General features: G+C 56.5%; 9 protein-coding genes. All 9 read right to left on the bottom strand.

The genetic code is table 11. The annotated features are described in order from the left end of the window. Nucleotides 1-18: 18 nt before the first annotated feature. Entirely contained in the window at nucleotides 19-2,133 is a 2,115-nt protein-coding gene (gene fusA, locus ACED87_RS06435; protein ID WP_449081088.1) for an elongation factor G, read from the bottom strand. A 74-nt stretch (nucleotides 2,134-2,207) separates the two neighbouring features. Next, nucleotides 2,208-2,678, bottom strand: a complete 471-nt coding sequence (rpsG, locus tag ACED87_RS06430) for a 30S ribosomal protein S7 (RefSeq protein ID WP_449081090.1) — start codon at nucleotides 2,676-2,678, stop codon at nucleotides 2,208-2,210. Continuing rightward, a complete protein-coding gene (rpsL, locus tag ACED87_RS06425) occupies nucleotides 2,678-3,052 on the bottom strand; it encodes a 30S ribosomal protein S12 (RefSeq protein WP_083090707.1) in 375 nt (124 codons plus the stop codon). Before rpsL ends, rpsG begins: the two co-directional genes overlap by 1 nt. A gap of 449 nt (nucleotides 3,053-3,501) precedes the next feature. Further along, nucleotides 3,502-5,592 (bottom strand): neutral/alkaline non-lysosomal ceramidase N-terminal domain-containing protein, encoded by a 2,091-nt coding sequence (locus ACED87_RS06420; RefSeq protein WP_449081092.1) that lies wholly within the window; start codon nucleotides 5,590-5,592, stop codon nucleotides 3,502-3,504. Between the two features lie 224 nt (nucleotides 5,593-5,816). Further along, nucleotides 5,817-9,707, bottom strand: a complete 3,891-nt coding sequence (locus ACED87_RS06415; protein ID WP_449081094.1) for a DNA-directed RNA polymerase subunit beta' — start codon at nucleotides 9,705-9,707, stop codon at nucleotides 5,817-5,819. Nucleotides 9,708-9,763: 56 nt separating this feature from the next. Beyond that, the gene (rpoB, locus tag ACED87_RS06410) at nucleotides 9,764-13,264 is read right to left on the bottom strand and encodes a DNA-directed RNA polymerase subunit beta (protein WP_449081096.1); all 3,501 of its coding nucleotides are present in this window, start codon (nucleotides 13,262-13,264) and stop codon (nucleotides 9,764-9,766) included. 282 nt (nucleotides 13,265-13,546) lie between these two features. Further along, nucleotides 13,547-15,064, bottom strand: coding sequence for an L-serine ammonia-lyase (locus ACED87_RS06405; protein ID WP_449089742.1), 1,518 nt, complete (start codon nucleotides 15,062-15,064; stop codon nucleotides 13,547-13,549). Between the two features lie 63 nt (nucleotides 15,065-15,127). Beyond that, nucleotides 15,128-16,246 (bottom strand): glycine cleavage system aminomethyltransferase GcvT, encoded by a 1,119-nt coding sequence (gene gcvT, locus ACED87_RS06400; RefSeq protein WP_449089741.1) that lies wholly within the window; start codon nucleotides 16,244-16,246, stop codon nucleotides 15,128-15,130. A 17-nt stretch (nucleotides 16,247-16,263) separates the two neighbouring features. Next, nucleotides 16,264-19,110, bottom strand: a complete 2,847-nt coding sequence (gene gcvP / locus ACED87_RS06395) for an aminomethyl-transferring glycine dehydrogenase (RefSeq protein WP_449089740.1) — start codon at nucleotides 19,108-19,110, stop codon at nucleotides 16,264-16,266. Nucleotides 19,111-19,130 lie beyond the last annotated feature (20 nt).

Genomic DNA, 19,130 nt, shown 5'->3' with positions numbered 1-19,130 from the left:
GCCGCACTCGGATGAGTATTACTCGCCGCGGCTCTTCTGGATGATTTCATCAGCAACGTTCTTGGGAACCTCTGAGTAGCTGTCGAACTCCATGGAGAAGACTGCACGACCCTGGGTCTTTGAACGGAGGTCACCGATGTAACCGAACATTTCTGACAGCGGAACAAGAGCGTGAACGATCTTGACGCCTGCTGCATCTTCCATGGACTGAATCTGACCACGACGTGAGTTCAGGTCACCGATAACGTCGCCCATGTAGTCCTCGGGGGTACGTACTTCAACAGCCATCAGGGGTTCCAACAGAACGGGAGCGGCGCGGCGGGCACCTTCCTTGAAGACCATTGAGCCAGCGATCTTGAACGCCATTTCTGACGAGTCAACATCGTGGTAAGCACCATCGATCAGGGTTGCCTTGACACCAACAACGGGGTAGCCAGCGAGGATACCGAGCTGCATTGCATCCTGGATACCGGCGTCAACAGAGGGGATGTATTCACGGGGAACACGACCACCGGTGACGACGTTGTCGAACTCGTAGAGCTCTTCAGCATCGAGGGCAATGGGTTCGAAGGAAACCTGAACCTTTGCGAACTGACCAGAACCACCGGTCTGCTTCTTGTGGGTGTAGTCGACCTTCTCAACCTTCTTGGTGATGGTTTCGCGGTATGCAACCTGGGGCTTACCAACGTTAGCTTCAACCTTGAATTCGCGCTTCATACGGTCAACGATGATGTCGAGGTGAAGCTCACCCATACCGCCGATTTCGGTCTGGCCAGTTTCTTCGTTGAGTGAAACGGTGAAGGTGGGGTCCTCAGCAGAGAGCTTCTGGATAGCGGTTGACATCTTCTCCTGGTCACCCTTGGTCTTGGGCTCAATAGCCACGAAGATCACGGGAGCGGGGAAGGTCATGGATTCCAGAACTACGGGGTTAGCGGTATCGCAGAGGGTGTCACCGGTGGTGGTGTCCTTCAGACCGATAGCCGCGTAGATGTGGCCTGCCTGGATCTCTTCAACAGGGTTCTCCTTGTTGGAGTGCATCTGGAAGAGCTTACCGATACGTTCCTTCTTACCCTTGGTGGCGTTCAGAACCTGCTGGCCCTGAGCAGCCTTACCGGAGTAAACGCGGATGTAGGTCAGCTGACCGTAGAAGGGGTGGGCTGCAACCTTGAATGCCAGCGCTGCGAAGGGCTCGTCAGCTGAAGGCTTACGGGTTACCTCAGTCTCTTCGTCGGTGGGCAGGTGGCCGATCATCGCGGGAACATCCAGCGGTGAGGGCAGGTAATCGAGAACTGCGTCGAGCATGGGCTGCACACCGCGGTTCTTGAATGCTGAGCCACAGAAAACGGGGTAGGCTTCGTTAGCAACGGTCAGTGCGCGGACGCCTGCCTTGATTTCCTCGATGGTCAGTTCGCCCTCTTCGAGGTACTTTTCCATGAGGTCTTCTGAAGCTTCAGCAACGTTTTCAACGAGCTCGGCACGGTACTGCTCTGCCTTTTCCTGCAGGTCAGCGGGGATTTCCTGGATTTCGTAGGAAGCACCCATGGTAACGTCACCCTTGGCGTCGCCGGGCCAGACGTAGGCCTGCATGGTGAGCAGGTCAACGACGCCGATGAAGTCATTTTCAGCGCCGATGGGCAGCTGCATAACGAGGGGCTTAGCACCGAGGCGCTTGATGATGGTGTCTACGGTGAAGTAGAAGTCTGCACCCAGCTTGTCCATCTTGTTGACGAAGCAGATACGGGGAACTTCGTACTTGTCAGCCTGACGCCAAACGGTCTCTGACTGGGGCTCAACACCTTCCTTACCATCGAACACTGCAACAGCGCCGTCGAGGACGCGCAGTGAACGCTCAACTTCAACGGTGAAGTCAACGTGGCCGGGGGTGTCGATGATGTTGATCTGGTTGTTCTTCCAGAAGCAGGTGGTTGCCGCGGAGGTAATGGTGATACCGCGTTCCTGTTCCTGAGCCATCCAGTCCATGGTTGATGCACCATCGTGGGTTTCACCGATCTTGTGGTTAATACCGGTGTAGAAGAGGATGCGTTCGGTGGTGGTGGTCTTACCGGCGTCAATGTGCGCCATAATACCGATGTTGCGGACCTTGTTCAGGTCGGTAAGCACGTCTAGTGCCACTTTGTTCTCCCTTGTGAGAAACTCCGAAAGCCTGCCGCTATGTACTGATGTAATAACGGCAGGCTACGAAGAAATTACCAGCGGTAGTGTGCGAAGGCCTTGTTGGACTCGGCCATCTTGTGAGTGTCTTCGCGACGCTTCACAGCGGCACCGAGACCATTGGATGCATCCAGGATCTCGTTCATGAGACGCTCGGTCATAGTCTTCTCGCGGCGGAGCTTTGAGAAGCCTACGAGCCAGCGCAGGGCCAGAGCGGTTGCACGGCCTGCACGGACCTCGACGGGGACCTGGTAGGTCGCACCGCCGACGCGGCGTGAGCGAACCTCAAGTGAAGGCTTGACGTTGTCCATTGCCTTCTTGAGGGTTGCTACGGGATCTGCGCCGGTCTTCTGAGCAACGCCCTCGAGTGCACCGTAGACGATGCGCTCAGCGGTTGACTTCTTGCCGTCCAGCAGAACCTTGTTGATGAGCTGGGTAACCAGCGCTGAACCGTAAACAGGATCGTTTACGAGGGGACGCTTAGGAGCGGGACCCTTACGAGGCATTACTTCTTCTCCTTCTTTGCGCCGTAGCGTGAACGAGCCTGACCGCGGCCCTTAACGCCCTGGGTATCCAGTGCGCCACGTACAATCTTGTAACGAACACCGGGGAGGTCCTTCACACGACCACCGCGAACGAGCACAATGGAGTGTTCCTGAAGGTTGTGGCCCTCACCGGGGATGTATGCGGTAACCTCGACGCCGCCGTTGAGCTTAACACGTGCGACCTTACGCAGTGCTGAGTTCGGCTTCTTCGGGGTGGTGGTGTATACACGGGTGCATACGCCACGCTTCATGGGGTTGCCCTTAAGTGCGGGCGCCTTGGTCTTAACGACCTTGGGTGCACGGCCCTTACGGACCAACTGCTGAATTGTAGGCACTTGTTCTCCGTTTGGTATCGACTCCCCCGTTAGGGGGTGCCGGTTTACTTGCCTTCTGTCACTTGGGATAAGCGCAAAAGAAAAACTATCTGACTTAGCGAGTGCCCAGACACAACAAAAAATGGCATTTAGGCCTCAAGATCGCTATTCGGGCTAGATGCCCGGGCGAACAAAGCCAAAGGACGGTGTCCATTCTGCCATTGGTTCTTATGTACTGCCCAGACATTATCTGAGCGGGCAGTAAATACTACTGCTAAGTACTCCGGTTACTACTCTAGCTGGTTAGAAGGGCTTAATCTACCCCCAGTACGTCTCAGCAGGCAGCTTTAAGCCTTTAAAACAGGTGATGTCAGGCACTTAAGTCTCGCACTAGGCGCGGACGCGGGCATCCCCCTTCCTCGCATAAAGAAGCGAAACGCCAGCGTCCCCACCTTCACAAGTATGCTGACCTAATAAACGATGAACGTACGAGTAGTTCCAGTAAAGGGGGTAATGATTCCTGCCCCATTCTTAGAGTCCCCATGATAGAGAATTCGATAAGTACCAGGAACCGTCTCAGCAGGAATCTGCCATTCGATAGTCACTCGGGACTGAGCAGCCAGATGGCGTTTCCAGTGAAAGCGGGTGGCAGGATCATTATCACCTGCGATGGTCACCCATTGACCACCCTCTAGACGCTGCACCTCAAGATAGCTAGAATTCAGCTGCTGATCGTTGTTAGGGTGGGCACCTACAAAGACCGCACTAACGGTTTCGCCCCGATCTGTATGAGCAGGCTGGGTAAGAACCTCACCGTAATAATGACCGATACCGGGCACGTCATACCAGACCTTACCCACCGCACTCTTCATAGGAGTACGAACAGTAGGTTTATCACCCAGGGGCAGGTCAGTGCCATCGCGCAGGGAGGTAGCTACAGTATTGAGGGTCTGACGGAAGGCCCCCATAGTATTAATACCGAAGACGGTAGCACCGCCTTCATACTGCTGTGAAACATATTCCTGCGGGGTTGTCACATAGTGGCTGTAAGCATTGGTGTAGCCCTGCACAATAATCTGTGACTCATTGACTCCCAGCAGGGCTGCCATATCCTGGCGGTACTGCACACCAACTGCCCCGTTATGCTCACCGGGCATACCCAGCAGGTAGTAGTTACCAAAACGCATCACCTGGACCGGCAGCTTCTGCTGCACCATATCATGCACAGCTAGCAAGTTGGCTTTGGGGTACTGGCAATCGCTCAGGCTTTTAGAGGACTTGTAGGCTAACCAGTTAAAATCGCTCCAGACCTTATTAGCGTTAACACCCTCATTGAATCCAACAGGACCAGCACCGTCTTCGCCACTGCCGGCGGCAAAGGCAGCGCCCAATGAAGCATTGCATGTAGAGCCTGCGTACCCAGTGCCCGTCCACTGAGTTTCCACCTGTATATTGGAAAAATCTACGTAGGTGATGCGTGAATCAAGCCCCTGCCCTACCGGGGTACCGGAACTAGCGAGCTGGGCGCGCACCGCGTCGGCTTGTTTGGTTCCCTGAATCTCGAGATTGGTAAACATGTCATCAGTAGGGCCCAAGCCCGGCTGTAAGAATGTATTGGGTGACACATCACCGGTGTTACTATTGGCAAAAGCCGCGATAAAGGCATCATCTTCAGACCCTGCATTCAGGTCAACCCCATGGTCTACCGTCTCTAAGAGATACTGCGCATAACCCTTGTTATCTGAAGACACCAGAGTGTTCTTATTGGTAAGGGACGTGGGGTGAAGGGCAAACCAGTTGAGGACGGCACGAGTTACCCCATCATGCTCAAAACGGAAAGTGACACTAGTGGGATCCACCCCATCGATAAGGTGATCTGTAAGATGAGCGGGATCCTGCCCCAAGGCTACCGCTGAGCGGTTTACGCCCACTCCTGTGAGCTGGCTACTTGAGACCGTTACATTGCCGGGAGCTAAGTCTGCAAGCGCTTCACGGATTGCCTGCATAGACCCATTAACTTGGTTATTGAAAGTAGGCTCATGAAAACCAAGAGTAGTTAAGTTATAGAGCACATCCTTACTCACGCCGCCCGGGGTCGCGTGGGTGTGAGAGGCCGTAATCATGATGTTGGCTTCGGTGAATTCAGGGCCGAACTCCGCCTGAATACGATTCACTAGCTCAGCACGAACACTTTCCCAAGCACTCTGTGCGTCCAGCACCACTATTAGGTTGCGAGAGTTACTTTCGGGGTCAATTACTACAAAGGCACGGGCATACTGGCGAGTATGGAGGCCGGAACCCTTCTGAGCATCTGATCCGTATCCCATAAACGCAACCTCAGCAACTTCACCCGTAATATCAGCTACCCCCGCTCCCACAAGGAAAGGGTTGCTAGAAGTAGGTTGGGTGGAATTCACCAAATCAGCCAGATTCTGTGCGTTGACGACCGCTGGTGTTAAATCAGTTAAAGCCTGAGAAGGGATTATAAAAGCTCCGGTAGCTAGAGATAGAGTAGCCCCAAAAATCCCGATTTTAACTCCTATATGGTGTGATAGTTTCATTTAACCCTCAAAATATGCGAAAGATGAGCAGGTGTATATCTGTGTGTGAGTACTTACCTAAGTATATCGATTAATTATTTGCCTCAACTTGGTATATCCCACCCCCCTTCATTGCCGAAGGTAACAACCCCACTGCGTTCCAGACGTCCGCGCAGACAAAGGGCGCTCCCCCACATCATCTGTGGAGAAGCGCCCTTAAGACTGCCCTAAGCTAGAGCCTGAGTTTACTTACCGAACTCGTAGTCATCCAGCGGAATAGCCTGGAACTCGGGGCTAATAGCACCCTCATTGGTCTCGGCATAGCTGAAATCGTTGTAAGGAGTTGCGGTCTGCGCAAACAGAGCCTCGCGTGCCTCGTCAGTGGGCTCAACCTCAATGTCGTTGTACATGGCAAGACCAGTACCAGCGGGGATGAGCTTACCGATGATGACGTTCTCCTTCAGGCCAACCAGCGGGTCTTCCTTACCTTCCATCGCAGCCTGAGTCAGGACGCGAGTGGTTTCCTGGAAGGACGCAGCAGATAGCCAGGACTCGGTAGCCAGCGATGCCTTGGTAATACCCATCATCTCGGGGCGACCTGAAGCAGGACGCTTCCCCTCAGCCAGAGCCGCACGGTTAGCGTTCTGGAAAGCGATGTTCTCAACCAGCTCACCGGGGAGCAGGCTGGTCTCACCGGAATCGATGACGGTGATACGGCGTAGCATCTGGCGAACGATAACCTCAACGTGCTTATCGTGGATACCTACACCCTGAGAGCGGTAAACGCCCTGAACCTCGTCCACCAGGTGCTTCTGAGCCTCACGAGGACCGCGAATACGCAGAATCTCCTTAGGATCAACAGCACCAGCAACCAGCTGGGTACCAACAGTGATGTGATCACCATCAGCAACTTCCAGACGGGCACGACGCAGAACAGGGTAAGCAACCGGGTCATCACCGTTATCGGGGGTGACCACAACCTTCAGGGACTTATCGGTGTCCTCGATGCTTACGCGACCGGTGACCTCAGAAATCGGGGCAACACCCTTGGGAGTGCGGGCCTCGAAGAGTTCCTGAATACGGGGCAGACCCTGAGTAATATCGTCAGCCGATGCCACACCACCAGTGTGGAAGGTACGCATGGTCAGCTGGGTACCGGGCTCACCAATGGACTGAGCTGCGATAATACCAACAGCCTCACCAATGTCGACCAGGTTACCTGAAGCCATGGAACGGCCATAGCACAGGGCACAAACACCCACGCCTGACTCACAGGTCAGAACGGAGCGGACGCGAACCTCTTCGATACCGGCCTTGAACAGCTTGTCAATGACGATATCGGAAACGTCAGTACCAGCAGTTGCCAGTACAGTACCCTCTTCAGCCACAACGTCAACAGCCAGGGCACGGCCGTGAATTGAAGACTCAACGTTCTCGTGCAGGGTTACGTTACCGTCGGCGTCCTTCTGAACCAAAGGCAGGGTCAAACCGCGGTGGGTGCCACAGTCGTGCTCACGCACAATGACATCCTGAGAAACGTCCACCAGACGACGGGTCAAGTAACCGGAGTTTGCGGTACGCAGCGCAGTATCTGCCAGACCCTTACGAGCACCGTGGGTTGCGATGAAGTATTCCAGAACCGACAGGCCCTCACGGTAGGAAGACTTAATCGGGCGGGGCATAATCTCGCCCTTGGTGTTAGACACCAGACCACGGATACCAGCAATCTGACGAACCTGCATCCAGTTACCACGCGCACCAGAGGTGACCATGCGGTTAATGGTGGTGTTCTTCTCAGCCAGGTTGAGCTTCATCGCCTCAGCAACCTCATCAGTTGCCTTAGTCCAGATATCAATCAGCTCAGTACGGCGCTCCATATCGCTCAGCATACCCATCGTAAACTGCTCTTCAATCTCAGCAGCCTGCTTCTCGTAGCCTTCCATAATGGCCGGCTTAGTGGGAGGCGCTGCAATATCGGAGACAGCAACGGTCACACCTGAGCGTGAAGCGTAGTAGAAGCCGGTGTTCTTGAGCGCGTCAAGAGTCTGAGCTACTACGTGCATGGGGTACTTCTCAGCAAGGTCGTTGATGAGGGCACCTAGAGACTTCTTATCGGCAATGCCGGTGTACCAGGGGTAGTCAGCGGGCAGAGTCTCATTGAAAATCACCTGGCCGACAGTGGTTTCTACCAGCACAGGCTGACCGGGCTCATAGCCTTCAGGAGCTTCCCAGCCCTCGTAGGGTACGAAGTCATCCAGCACGATCTTGACCTTGGTGTAAAGCTCAATCTCGTGACGGTCCATAGCCATGATGGCTTCTGCGTAGGAGGAGAAGAGACGGCCTTCGTTCTTCTCACCGTCACGGGCGGTGGTCAGGTGGAAGAGACCGATAATCATATCCTGGTCAGGAACCGCAACGGGGCGACCGTCTGAAGGCTTGAGGATGTTGTTAGAGGACAGCATAAGGATGCGGGCCTCAGCCTGAGCCTCAGGAGACAGGGGCAGGTGAACTGCCATCTGGTCACCATCGAAGTCAGCGTTGAATGCTGAACAGACAAGCGGGTGCAGCTGGATAGCCTTACCTTCAACCAGCTGGGGTTCGAAGGCCTGAATACCCAGACGGTGCAGGGTAGGTGCACGGTTCAGCAGCACGGGGTGCTCGGTGATGATCTCTTCGAGAACATCCCACACCTGGGGGCGGAAACGCTCAACCATACGCTTTGCAGACTTGATGTTCTGGGCGTGGTTGAGATCTACCAGGCGCTTCATCACGAAGGGCTTGAAGAGCTCCAGGGCCATCTGCTTAGGCAGACCACACTGGTGCATCTGCAAGGTGGGGCCACCAACGATAACGGAACGACCTGAGTAGTCAACACGCTTACCGAGCAGGTTCTGACGGAAACGACCCTGCTTACCCTTGAGCATGTCAGAGAGGGACTTCAGGGGGCGGTTACCGGGGCCGGTCACGGGGCGTCCGCGGCGACCGTTATCGAACAGGGAGTCAACAGCTTCCTGCAGCATGCGCTTTTCGTTGTTCACGATGATCTCGGGGGCACCGAGTTCCAGCAGACGCTTAAGGCGGTTGTTACGGTTGATAACACGACGGTAGAGGTCGTTCAGGTCGGAGGTCGCAAAGCGGCCACCGTCAAGCTGCACCATGGGGCGCAGTTCCGGCGGGATGACAGGAACGTAATCCAGCACCATACCCAGCGGTGAGTTGTCGGTAGACAAGAAGGCGTTGACAACCTTCAGACGCTTGAGGGCGCGGGTCTTCTTCTGACCCTTACCGGTCTGGATGATTTCCTTGAGTGCCTCAGCTTCTGCTTCCATGTCGAAGTTCTCAAGACGCTTCTTGATAGCTTCTGCACCCATGGAACCTTCAAAGTACATACCGTACTTATCAACCATGCCACGGTAGAGGGCCTCATCACCTTCAAGGTCAGCGACCTTAAGGTTCTTGAAGCGGTCCCAGATACGGTCTAGCTGCTCAATTTCACGTTCTGCATTCTTGCGGACGGACGCCATCTGGCGCTCAGCAGCATCACGCAGCTTACGCTTCTCGGCAGCCTTACCACCGTCAGCCTCAATCTTGGCCAGTTCCTCTTCGGTTTCACGGGCAATGAGGTTGATGTCGGCAGCGAGCTGATCCTGCAGGACCTTCTTATCGCGGTCGTGAGCGGCCTGCAGGTTGGGCAGGTCCTCGTGGCGGGCGTCTTCGTCCACATGGGTAATCATGTAGGCGGCGAAGTAGATGATCTTTTCCAGGTCCTTAGGAGCAAGGTCAAGTAGGTAGCCCAGGCGTGAGGGCACGCCCTTGAAGTACCAGATGTGGGTCACAGGAGCTGCTAGCTCGATGTGGCCCATGCGCTCGCGGCGCACCTTGGCGCGGGTGACCTCTACGCCACAGCGCTCACAGATGATGCCCTTGAAGCGTACGCGCTTGTACTTACCGCAGTAGCATTCCCAGTCGCGGGTAGGGCCGAAGATGCGCTCGTCGAAGAGGCCTTCCTTCTCGGGCTTTAGGGTTCGGTAGTTGATGGTTTCGGGCTTCTTAACCTCGCCGTACGACCAGTCCAGGATGTTCTGGGAGGTCGCCAGGCCAATACGCATCAAACCAAGTGAAGATTCGTTGGACATTTGGTCCTTATCTCTTTCCTAGTGTTTTGAAGTCTTGTTTGAACAGATGTGAGGGGTTAGACCTCTTCGACAGAGCTGGGCTCTGCGTGGGACAGGTCAATGCCCAGGTCATCTGCTGTTCGGAAGCCTTCGTCTTCTACATCGCGCATTTCGATGGTCTTACCGTCGGTTGAGAGTACCTCAACGTTCAGGCAGAGGGACTGCATTTCCTTGATCAAAACCTTGAAGGACTCGGGCACACCGGGTTCGGGGATGTTTTCGCCCTTAACGATGGCTTCGTAGACCTTCACGCGGCCGTGAACGTCGTCAGACTTGACGGTCAGGATTTCCTGCAGGGTGTAAGCGGCACCGTATGCTTCCAGTGCCCACACTTCCATTTCACCGAAGCGCTGACCACCGAACTGGGCCTTACCACCCAGGGGCTGCTGGGTAATCATGGAGTAGGGGCCGGTGGAGCGTGCGTGGATCTTGTCATCGACAAGGTGGTGCAGCTTCAGGATGTACTGGTAGCCAACGGATACCGGCTCGGGGAAGGGCTCGCCGGAGCGGCCATCGAGCAGGCGTGCCTTACCTGAACGGTTGATCAGGCGGTCACCATCGCGGTTGGGGTTAGCGTGGTCCATGAGCTCGAAGAGTTCCTCTTCACCGGCACCGTCGAACACGGGGGTTGCGACGTTGGTGGGGCCGGTTTCCTTGGGGAAGTTGTGGAGCTTATCGAGCCAGGCGGGGTTACCTTCAATCTTCCAGCCCTGCTTAGCTAGCCAGCCGGTGTGAACTTCAAGTACCTGACCGATGTTCATACGACCGGGAACACCTAGCGGGTTCAGGATGATGTCAACGGGGGTGCCGTCTTCCATGAAGGGCATGTCTTCGATGGGAAGGATCTTGGTAATAACACCCTTGTTACCGTGGCGACCTGCCAGCTTATCGCCGACAGTAATCTTGCGCTTCTGGGCAACGTAGACACGGACCAGCTGGTTGACACCGCTGGGCAGGTCTTCATCGTCATTTTCGCGGTCAAAGATACGGACGCCGATGACGGTACCGGACTCACCGTGAGGAACTTTCAGTGAGGTGTCACGAACTTCGCGGGACTTTTCACCGAAAATAGCGCGCAGCAGGCGCTCTTCGGGGGTCAGTTCGGTTTCGCCCTTGGGGGTGACCTTACCGACCAGGATGTCGCCGGCCTCAACCTCGGCACCGATGTGGATGATGCCGCGCTCGTCGAGGGCTGAGAGCACCTCTTCGGAGACGTTGGGGATGTCGCGGGTAATCTCTTCGGCACCCAGCTTGGTGTCGCGGGCGTCGATTTCGTGCTCTTCAATGTGGATTGAGGTGAGCACGTCATCGGAGATCATGCGCTGGGACAGGATGATGCCGTCCTCGAAGTTGAAGCCTTCCCATGACATGTAAGCCACGAGCAGGTTCTTACCGAGTGCCAGCTCGCCCTTATCGGTGGAGGGACCGTCGGCAATCAGGCTACGCTCTTCAACGCGGTCGCCCACCTTGACCACAACGCGGTGGTTGTAGCAGTTACCGGGGTTAGAGCGCTGGAACTTGAGGATGGGGTAGGAGGTGGTGGTGCCATCGTCGTTACGAACGACTACCAGGTCAGCGGAGACCTCAGAGACCACACCGGCCTTCTTAGCAACGACGGAGTCACCGGAGTCAAGAGCTGCGTAGCGCTCCATACCGGTACCAACGACGGGTGCTTCTGATTCGAGCAGGGGAACGGCCTGACGCTGCATGTTAGCACCCATCAGTGCTCGGTTAGCGTCGTCGTGTTCCAGGTAGGGAATCAGGGCGGTTGCTACAGACACCATCTGGCGGGGGGAGACGTCCATGAACTCAATCTCGGAGGCGTCTACCAGCACAGCTTCGCCAGAACCGTCGCCTGCACGGCAGAGAACCTGCTCTTCAGCGAAGGTCATGTCTGCGTTCAGGGGTGCGTTGGCCTGAGCGATGGTGTTGCCCTTTTCGTCATCGGCGGTGAGGTACTTGACCTCGTCGGTGACCTTGCCGTTCTTGACGATGCGGTAGGGGGTCTCGATGAAACCGAAGGGGTTGATGCGGGCGTAGGTTGCCAGCGAGCCAATCAGACCAATGTTGGGGCCTTCAGGGGTTTCGATGGGGCACATACGGCCGTAGTGGGAGGGGTGCACGTCTCGCACTTCCATGCCTGCACGGTCACGAGAAAGACCACCGGGGCCCAGTGCGGAGAGACGACGCTTGTGGGTCAGCCCTGCCAGCGGGTTGTTCTGGTCCATGAACTGGGAGAGCTGGGAGGTGCCGAAGAATTCCTTGATGGAGGCAACAACGGGACGGATGTTAATCAGGGTCTGAGGGGTGATAGCCTCAACGTCCTGAGTAGTCATACGCTCGCGGACAACGCGCTCCATACGGGACAGACCGGTGCGGATCTGGTTTTCAATCAGTTCGCCTACGGCACGGATACGGCGATTACCGAAGTGGTCGATATCGTCAACATCTACGCGGATATCAACTTCCTGACCGTCGCGGATGCCCTTGATGCTACTACCACCTGCGTGCAGGGTTACCAGGTAGCGAATCATAGCTGCGATGTCATCCTGTGACAGCACTGCTGCTGAGGGGTCGTTGACGGGGGTGTCGATACCGAGCTTGCGGTTCACCTTGTAGCGGCCGACCTTTGCTAGGTCGTAGCGGCGGGGGGTGAAATACATGTTGTCCAGCAGGTTCTGGGCAGCATCGACTGTGGGGGGTTCACCCGGGCGGAGCTTGCGGTAGATATCCAGCAGTGCCTCTTCACGAGTCTGGACGGTGTCCTTCTCGAGGGTGGCGCGGATGGAATCGAACTCGCCGAACTCAGCCAGAATCTTAGCTTCGGTCCAGCCCATAGCCTTGAGTAGGGTGGTGACGGACTGCTTACGGCGACGGTCCAGACGGACGCCAACCTGGTCACGCTTGTCGATTTCCAGTTCGAACCAGGCACCGCGAGAAGGAATAATCTTGGCGGTGTAGATGTCCTTATCGGAGGTGCGGTCGGCGGTCTTTTCGAAGTAGGCGCCAGGTGAACGAACCAGCTGGGAAACAACGACGCGCTCAGAGCCGTTGATGACGAAGGTGCCGGACTCGGTCATCAGGGGAAAATCACCCATGAACACGGTCTGCTGTTTGATTTCGCCCGTGTTGTTGTTCATGAATTCGGCCTTGACGTACAGGGGAGCAGCGTAGGTCGCATCGCGATCCTTGCACTCTTCCATGGTGTACTTGGGGTCGGCGAATTCAGGATCGGAGAAGGACAGGGACATGGTGCCCTGGAAGTCCTCGATCGGGGAGATTTCTTCGAAGATGTCGGCCAGGCCGGAGGTCTGGCTGACGGAGGTATCGCCGGTTTCTGCTGCTACAGCAGCTTTAGCTGCCCAGCGTTCATTACCGACGAGCTGATCAAAGCTGTCAAGCTGGAGCGCGAGCAGGTTGGGTACCTGCAGGGGCTCAGCAATTTTTGCGAATGAGATTCGGCGCTGCGAACCTACGCCGTTAGCGGCTTCAGTATTAGAGGTGCTCGAGGCGACCAAGATTGGATCCTTCCACAGACATGTCTGTTCGTGCCCGCTCCCCCACCAGGGGCGGTACGCTCAAGGACCCATTGAAAAGGCAAACTAGCCGGCCATAGCACCTGTGCCGTGCTGTTGTGTGGCTAGATTGATGTTCGAGGGTACGGGGGCGTACTTAAAACCTGTTACAACCTGCCCACCGCTATATGAAGGCACAGAAGATTAGGGAAGCGCAAATATTCATGCTACAGCATAATATTTAAGCTGTCCATACCCAATCTCTGCGGCTTTTGCAAACTCTCCCTAGCACTCCACTACATTCACAGCCAGGCCGCCCATAGATGTCTCCTTATAGCGGTGAGACATATCCTCACCGGTCTGGCGCATGGTTTCAATCACCTGATCCAGAGAAACCCGGTGTTGTCCGTCCCCTCGTAGGGCCATCTTAGCGGCGGTGACCGCATTAGAGGCGGCCATGGCGTTGCGTTCAATACAGGGAATCTGTACCAGGCCGCCCACAGGGTCGCAGGTCAAACCCAGGTTGTGCTCCATAGCAATCTCGGCGGCATTTTCAATCTGCTCATTGGTGCCTCCCATAACCTGCGCTAGACCGGCAGCAGCCATGGATGAGGCTGTGCCCACCTCACCCTGGCAGCCTACCTCAGCGCCAGAGATTGAGGCCCGCTTCTTATAGAGGGCACCAATTGAGGCGGCAGCTAGAAAAAAGTCCACGACGGCATCATCAATAGCTTTCTGCCCGTGATGGGCCACCGAGGGCACATAGTTGAGTGCGTAGTGCAAGACTGCGGGGATAATGCCAGCAGCCCCGTTGGTGGGGGCCGTGACAACACGCCCGCCAAAGGCGTTCTCCTCGTTGACAGCCAGGGCAATCAGATTAACCCAGTCGATGGCGAAATCAGCTGACTTTCGAGGGTCTTCTTCTAGCAGGTCACGGTGCCATTGCCCTGCACGGCAGCGCACCTTAAGCGGGCCGGGCAGATAGCCCATACGTTCTAAGGACGAGCCAATACACTCCTTCATAACCTGCCGAATATGCAAAATACCAGCTCGGACCTCTGCTTCAGTGCGCTCTGTCTTCTCATTTTCCATCTTGAGCTGAGCAATAGATAATCCGGCCGTGTTAGCCATCTCCAGTAGCTCTCGGCCCGACCCGAAAGGGTAAGGGGCCTGAGAAAGGCCAGTAGATTCTGATGATTCTTCGTCTTCTTCTACGATGAAGCCACCACCGATAGAGAAGTAAGTGCGCTCTAGCAGTACCTTCTCCCCCGTATAACCAGTGACTTTAATACCGTTGGTGTGCCGAGGCAACAGGGTGAGCGGGCGCAGGGTGATATCAGATTCCTTATAGGTAAGGACGGGCCCGCTCACCTTAGTAGCGTCCGGACCGGGGGCACCGGTTTCAAAAGCAGCCGAGGGGTAGCCGGCCAGGGGTAAAGTTCCGTCTACCTGGTTACGGCCCATGAGAGCTTCGGCGGCGGCAATATCAATGGTTTCAGGTACAAAGCCAGCCAGCCCTTTGAGAGCTGCACTCATGGTTCCGTGCCCAGCGCCGGTAGCTGCCAAAGAACCGTAGAGGTCGATATGAACCTGGGTAACGTCCTTAAGGGTTCCAGTATCAATCAGTTCAGCAATAAACCGGTTGGTGGCTCGCATGGGGCCTACGGTATGGGAGCTTGAGGGGCCGATACCAATAGAAAAGAGCTCAAAGACGGAAATGTCATAGCCCAGGGCTTCTGCTTGAGCTTGTGCTCCTGAGTGAGGCGGCTCAGAAAGATAATCGGTGATGTTATTCAGGCCCATAGGTTATGTTCCTCTCAGCAGGGGTAGTACAGAATTCTCAGTGGACTCTTTCAGCCTCGTCTTCTACTGTGTGCGCTGGTAAAAAGGCAGCTCAACAATATCGAAAGGAGCAGCCTTACCGCGAATATCCACCTGCACAGTCTGCCCCAAGCTAGCGTGCTCGGTAGCCAGAAGAGCCATGGCGATGGGGTAGCCCAGGGTAGGTGAAGGGATACCGGAGGTAATCTCACCAATCTTGGTACCGTCCTGGTCTACCAGTGTGGAACCTGCCCGCCCAGGCCGCTTGCCCTGAGCTTTAAGACCGACCAGGGAACGAGCTGGAGTTTCATCGGCGAGCGCAAGTAGGGCGTCCTTACCGACAAAATCGGCGGTCTTCTTGTTCAGGGCGATTTCAACGAGTTTGCCCATGCCTGATTCGAAGGGGGTGATGTCCCGGCCTAGTTCGTGGCCGTAGAGGGGCATGCCTGCTTCAAGGCGTAGGGAGTCGCGGGCAGCTAGGCCTGCGGGGATAGCCCCGTGCTCTTGGCCGCGCTCAGAGGCTAGGGCCCAGAGCTTGGCGGCGTCCTTGTTGGCAACATAGATTTCAAAGCCGTCTTCACCGGTGTAGCCGGTGCGGGCGAGCAGGGCTTGAATGTTGCCGAGACGAATCGGGGCAGCTGAGTAGTAGCCCATAGAGGTGATGGTTTCAGCTTCGGAGGGTTCCATCTCTAGCAGGATGGCCTCTGATGCTGGGCCTTGTAGGGCAATGAGGGAGGTCTGGGCGGTCTCATTGACTAGTTGCACCTCGAATCCTGTGCTGCGGGCGCTCATTGTCTCGTAGTCGGTTGCAACGTTAGCGGCGTTGGGGATCACCAGGAATTCTTCCTCGCCTAGTCGGTAGGTAATCACATCGTCGATGACCCCGCCGTCTTCGGCTAGGAGCAGGGAGTACTTGGCCTTGCCCACCTTGAGGATGGACATGTTAGAGAGTAGGGCGTAGTCCAAGAAAGCAGCGGCGTCGGGGCCGGTGATGCGGAATTCGCCCATGTGGGAGAGGTCAAAGAGACCTGCTGTTAATCGTACGGCCTTGTGCTCTTCGACGTCGTTGCTGTATTTGAGGGGCATCTCCCAGCCACCGAAGTCGGTGAAGGTGGCACCCAAATCGATGTGGACCTGGTGGAGGGCAGTTTTCTGGGGTGACATAGGTTTACCTTTCTGGCCTAGGCGCTGGGAGCTTCGACGTCGAAGGCTTCCATGGGCGGCGGGCATTCGCAGACGAAGTTACGGTCGCCGCCCGCGCCGTCGATACGCCCCACGGGGGTGAAGTACTTATTCAGGCGTAGCTCGTGGACGGGGTAGGCTGCCTGGGATCTGGGGTAGGGTCGGGTCCATTCATCAGCGGTGAGGACCTCAACGGTGTGCGGGGCCTGACGCAGTACGGATTCTTCGGCGCTGATTTTGCCGTCGATGACCTCTTGAATCTCGGCGTGAATCTTGGTCATGGCCTGGATAAAGCGGTCGAGTTCAGCTAAGGACTCGCTCTCGGTGGGCTCAACCATGAGGGTGCCAGGTACGGGGAAGGCTAGGGTGGGGGCGTGGAAGCCGTAGTCCATGAGTCGCTTGCAGACGTCCTCGGCGGTGATTCCGGAGGCCGCAGTTAGCTGGCGCAAATCTAGGATGCATTCGTGGGCTACCAGGCCGGTTTCACCCGCGTAGAGTACCGGGTAGAGGGAGCCTAGTTTCTTGGCAATGTAGTTGGCTGAGAGGATAGCGGTCTCAGAGGATGCGCGTAGCCCTTCAGCGCCGGTCATGGCAATGTACATCCAGGAGATGGGTAGCACACCGGCTGAGCCGAACATGGCCTGGGAGATGGGTAGGGGCGCACCGGCTAGCTGGCCTTGGGCGTCCGCTTCAAAGCCGTTGCCGGGTAGGTATTTTTCTAGGTGGGAGCCCACAGCAACCGGGCCGACGCCGGGGCCTCCACCACCGTGGGGGATGGCGAAGGTTTTGTGTAAGTTCAGGTGGGAGACATCGCCACCGAACTTTCCGGGTTGGGCTAGGCCCATTTGGGCGTTGAGGTTGGCACCGTCTATGTAGACCTGGCCCCCGGCTTCGTGCACCAGCTGGCAGACTTCCACAACCTGCTGTTCGAAGACACCGTGGGTGGAGGGGTAGGTAATCATAATCCCGGCGATGGTGTCGCCGTATTTTTCAATCTTGGCTTTTAGATCCTCTACGTCGATGGAGCCATCGGCGGCGGTTGCCACACCGGCAACAGCCAGACCGGCTAGGGCGGCAGAGGCGGCGTTGGTGCCGTGGGCGCTCATGGGAATGAGGACGATGGTGCGTTGGGTATCGCCTTGAGCTTCGTGGTAGGCGCGGATAGCGCGTAGGCCCGCGTATTCGCCGGACGCACCGGAGTTAGGTTGCAAGGAGATAGCGTCGTAGCCTGTGATTTCGGTGAGCCAGGTGGAGAGCTCTTCAATCAGGGCCTTCCACCCGGTGGCTTGGTCGGCAGGGACGTTGGGGTGGATGGAGGCGAATTCGGGCCAGGAGATGGGTTCCATCTCGGCTGCTGCATTGAGTTTCATAGTGCAAGAGCCCAGGGGAATCATGGTGCGGTCTAGGGCCAGGTCTTTATCTGCCAGGGAGCGCAGGTAGCGCATCATGGAGGTTTCAGAGCGGTAGAGGTGGAAGACCGGGTGGCTCATGTAGTTATCGGTGCGGAGCAGGGCCTGGGGTAGCTGGTAGGAGTCGGTCTCCTCTAGTTCCCCGCCCAGGGCGGTTGCCAGGGCTTCGAGTACCTGTTCGGTGTGGGATTCGCCTACAGAGATAGAGATACGGTCAGCGGAGAGACGGCGGATATTAATACCTGCTTCTAGCGCCTGGGCGACCAGTTCGTCGGCGCGATTCGGTGCTTCAAAAGCTACGGTGTCGAAGAAGGTTTCGTGGACTAGTTTCAGTCCGGCGGACGTGCCGGCTGCGGCAATTCGGGCGGCATTATCGTGCAGACGCTGAGCAATGGCGCGTAGCCCTTCGGGGCCGTGGTAGATAGCGTATGCACCGGCGGCGATGGCCAGTAGGGCCTGGGCGGTGCAGATGTTAGAGGTAGCTTTTTCGCGGCGGATGTGTTGTTCGCGGGTTTGTAGGGCTAGGCGGTAGGCGGGCTTGCCGGTGGCGTCCTTTGATACACCGACCAGACGGCCTGGAAGGTTGCGTTCTAGCCCCTGGGCGACGGCCATGAAGGCTGCGTGGGGGCCACCGTACCAGAGGGGCAGGCCGAAGCGTTGTGAGGAGCCCACAGCAATATCGGCACCCTGGTGACCGGGGGTGGTCAGTAGGGTCTGGGCTAGCAGGTCGGTGATGACGGTGACTAGGGCCCCGCGTTCCTTAGCGGCCTGAATGAGTGGCTCGATGTCGCGCACTTGGCCGTCTTGGCCGGGGTTAGAGATAATGACGCCGTAGAGGTCGCCTTCGGGCAGACCGTCAGCAAAGTCGGTGATGGTAAAGGGAATACCCAATGCTTCGGCACGGCCGCGGACGACTGAGAGGGTCTGGGGCAGGGCTCGGGCGTCGATAGCGAAGAAGCCCTTCTTGACTTTGCGGTTAGCACGGCGCATCATCACCGCAGCTTCTGCAACGGCGGTTGCTTCATCTAGAAGGGAGGCATTAGCGATGGGTAGACCGGTCAGCTCCATGACGGTGTTTTGAAAGTTTAGCAGGGCTTCGAGACGGCCTTGAGAAATTTCGGGCTGGTAAGGGGTATAGGAGGTGTACCAGCCCGGGTTTTCAAGTATGTTGCGGCGGATAACAGCCGGGGTGATGGCATCGTAGTAGCCTGCGCCAATCATCTGGTGCTTGACCTGATTGAGGGCTGCATAGGAGGCGATCTTATTCTGGGCCTCTAGCTCAGATAGTGGAGCGGGCAGGTTGAGATCACCCTGTAGACGAATGGTGGGGGGAATGACCTCTTTGATGAGGGCGCCGAGGCTGTCATAGCCTAGGGCTGCTAGCATGGTTTCTTGGTCAGTTGAGCGGGGGCCAAGGTGACGGTCGAGGAATGACATATGAGGCTCCAAGGGTAGAG

The organism is Rothia sp. 32237D007AR (assembly GCF_053544675.1).
Note: the sequence above shows the minus strand (reverse complement) of the source record. Positions and strands in the feature narration are given on the sequence as shown.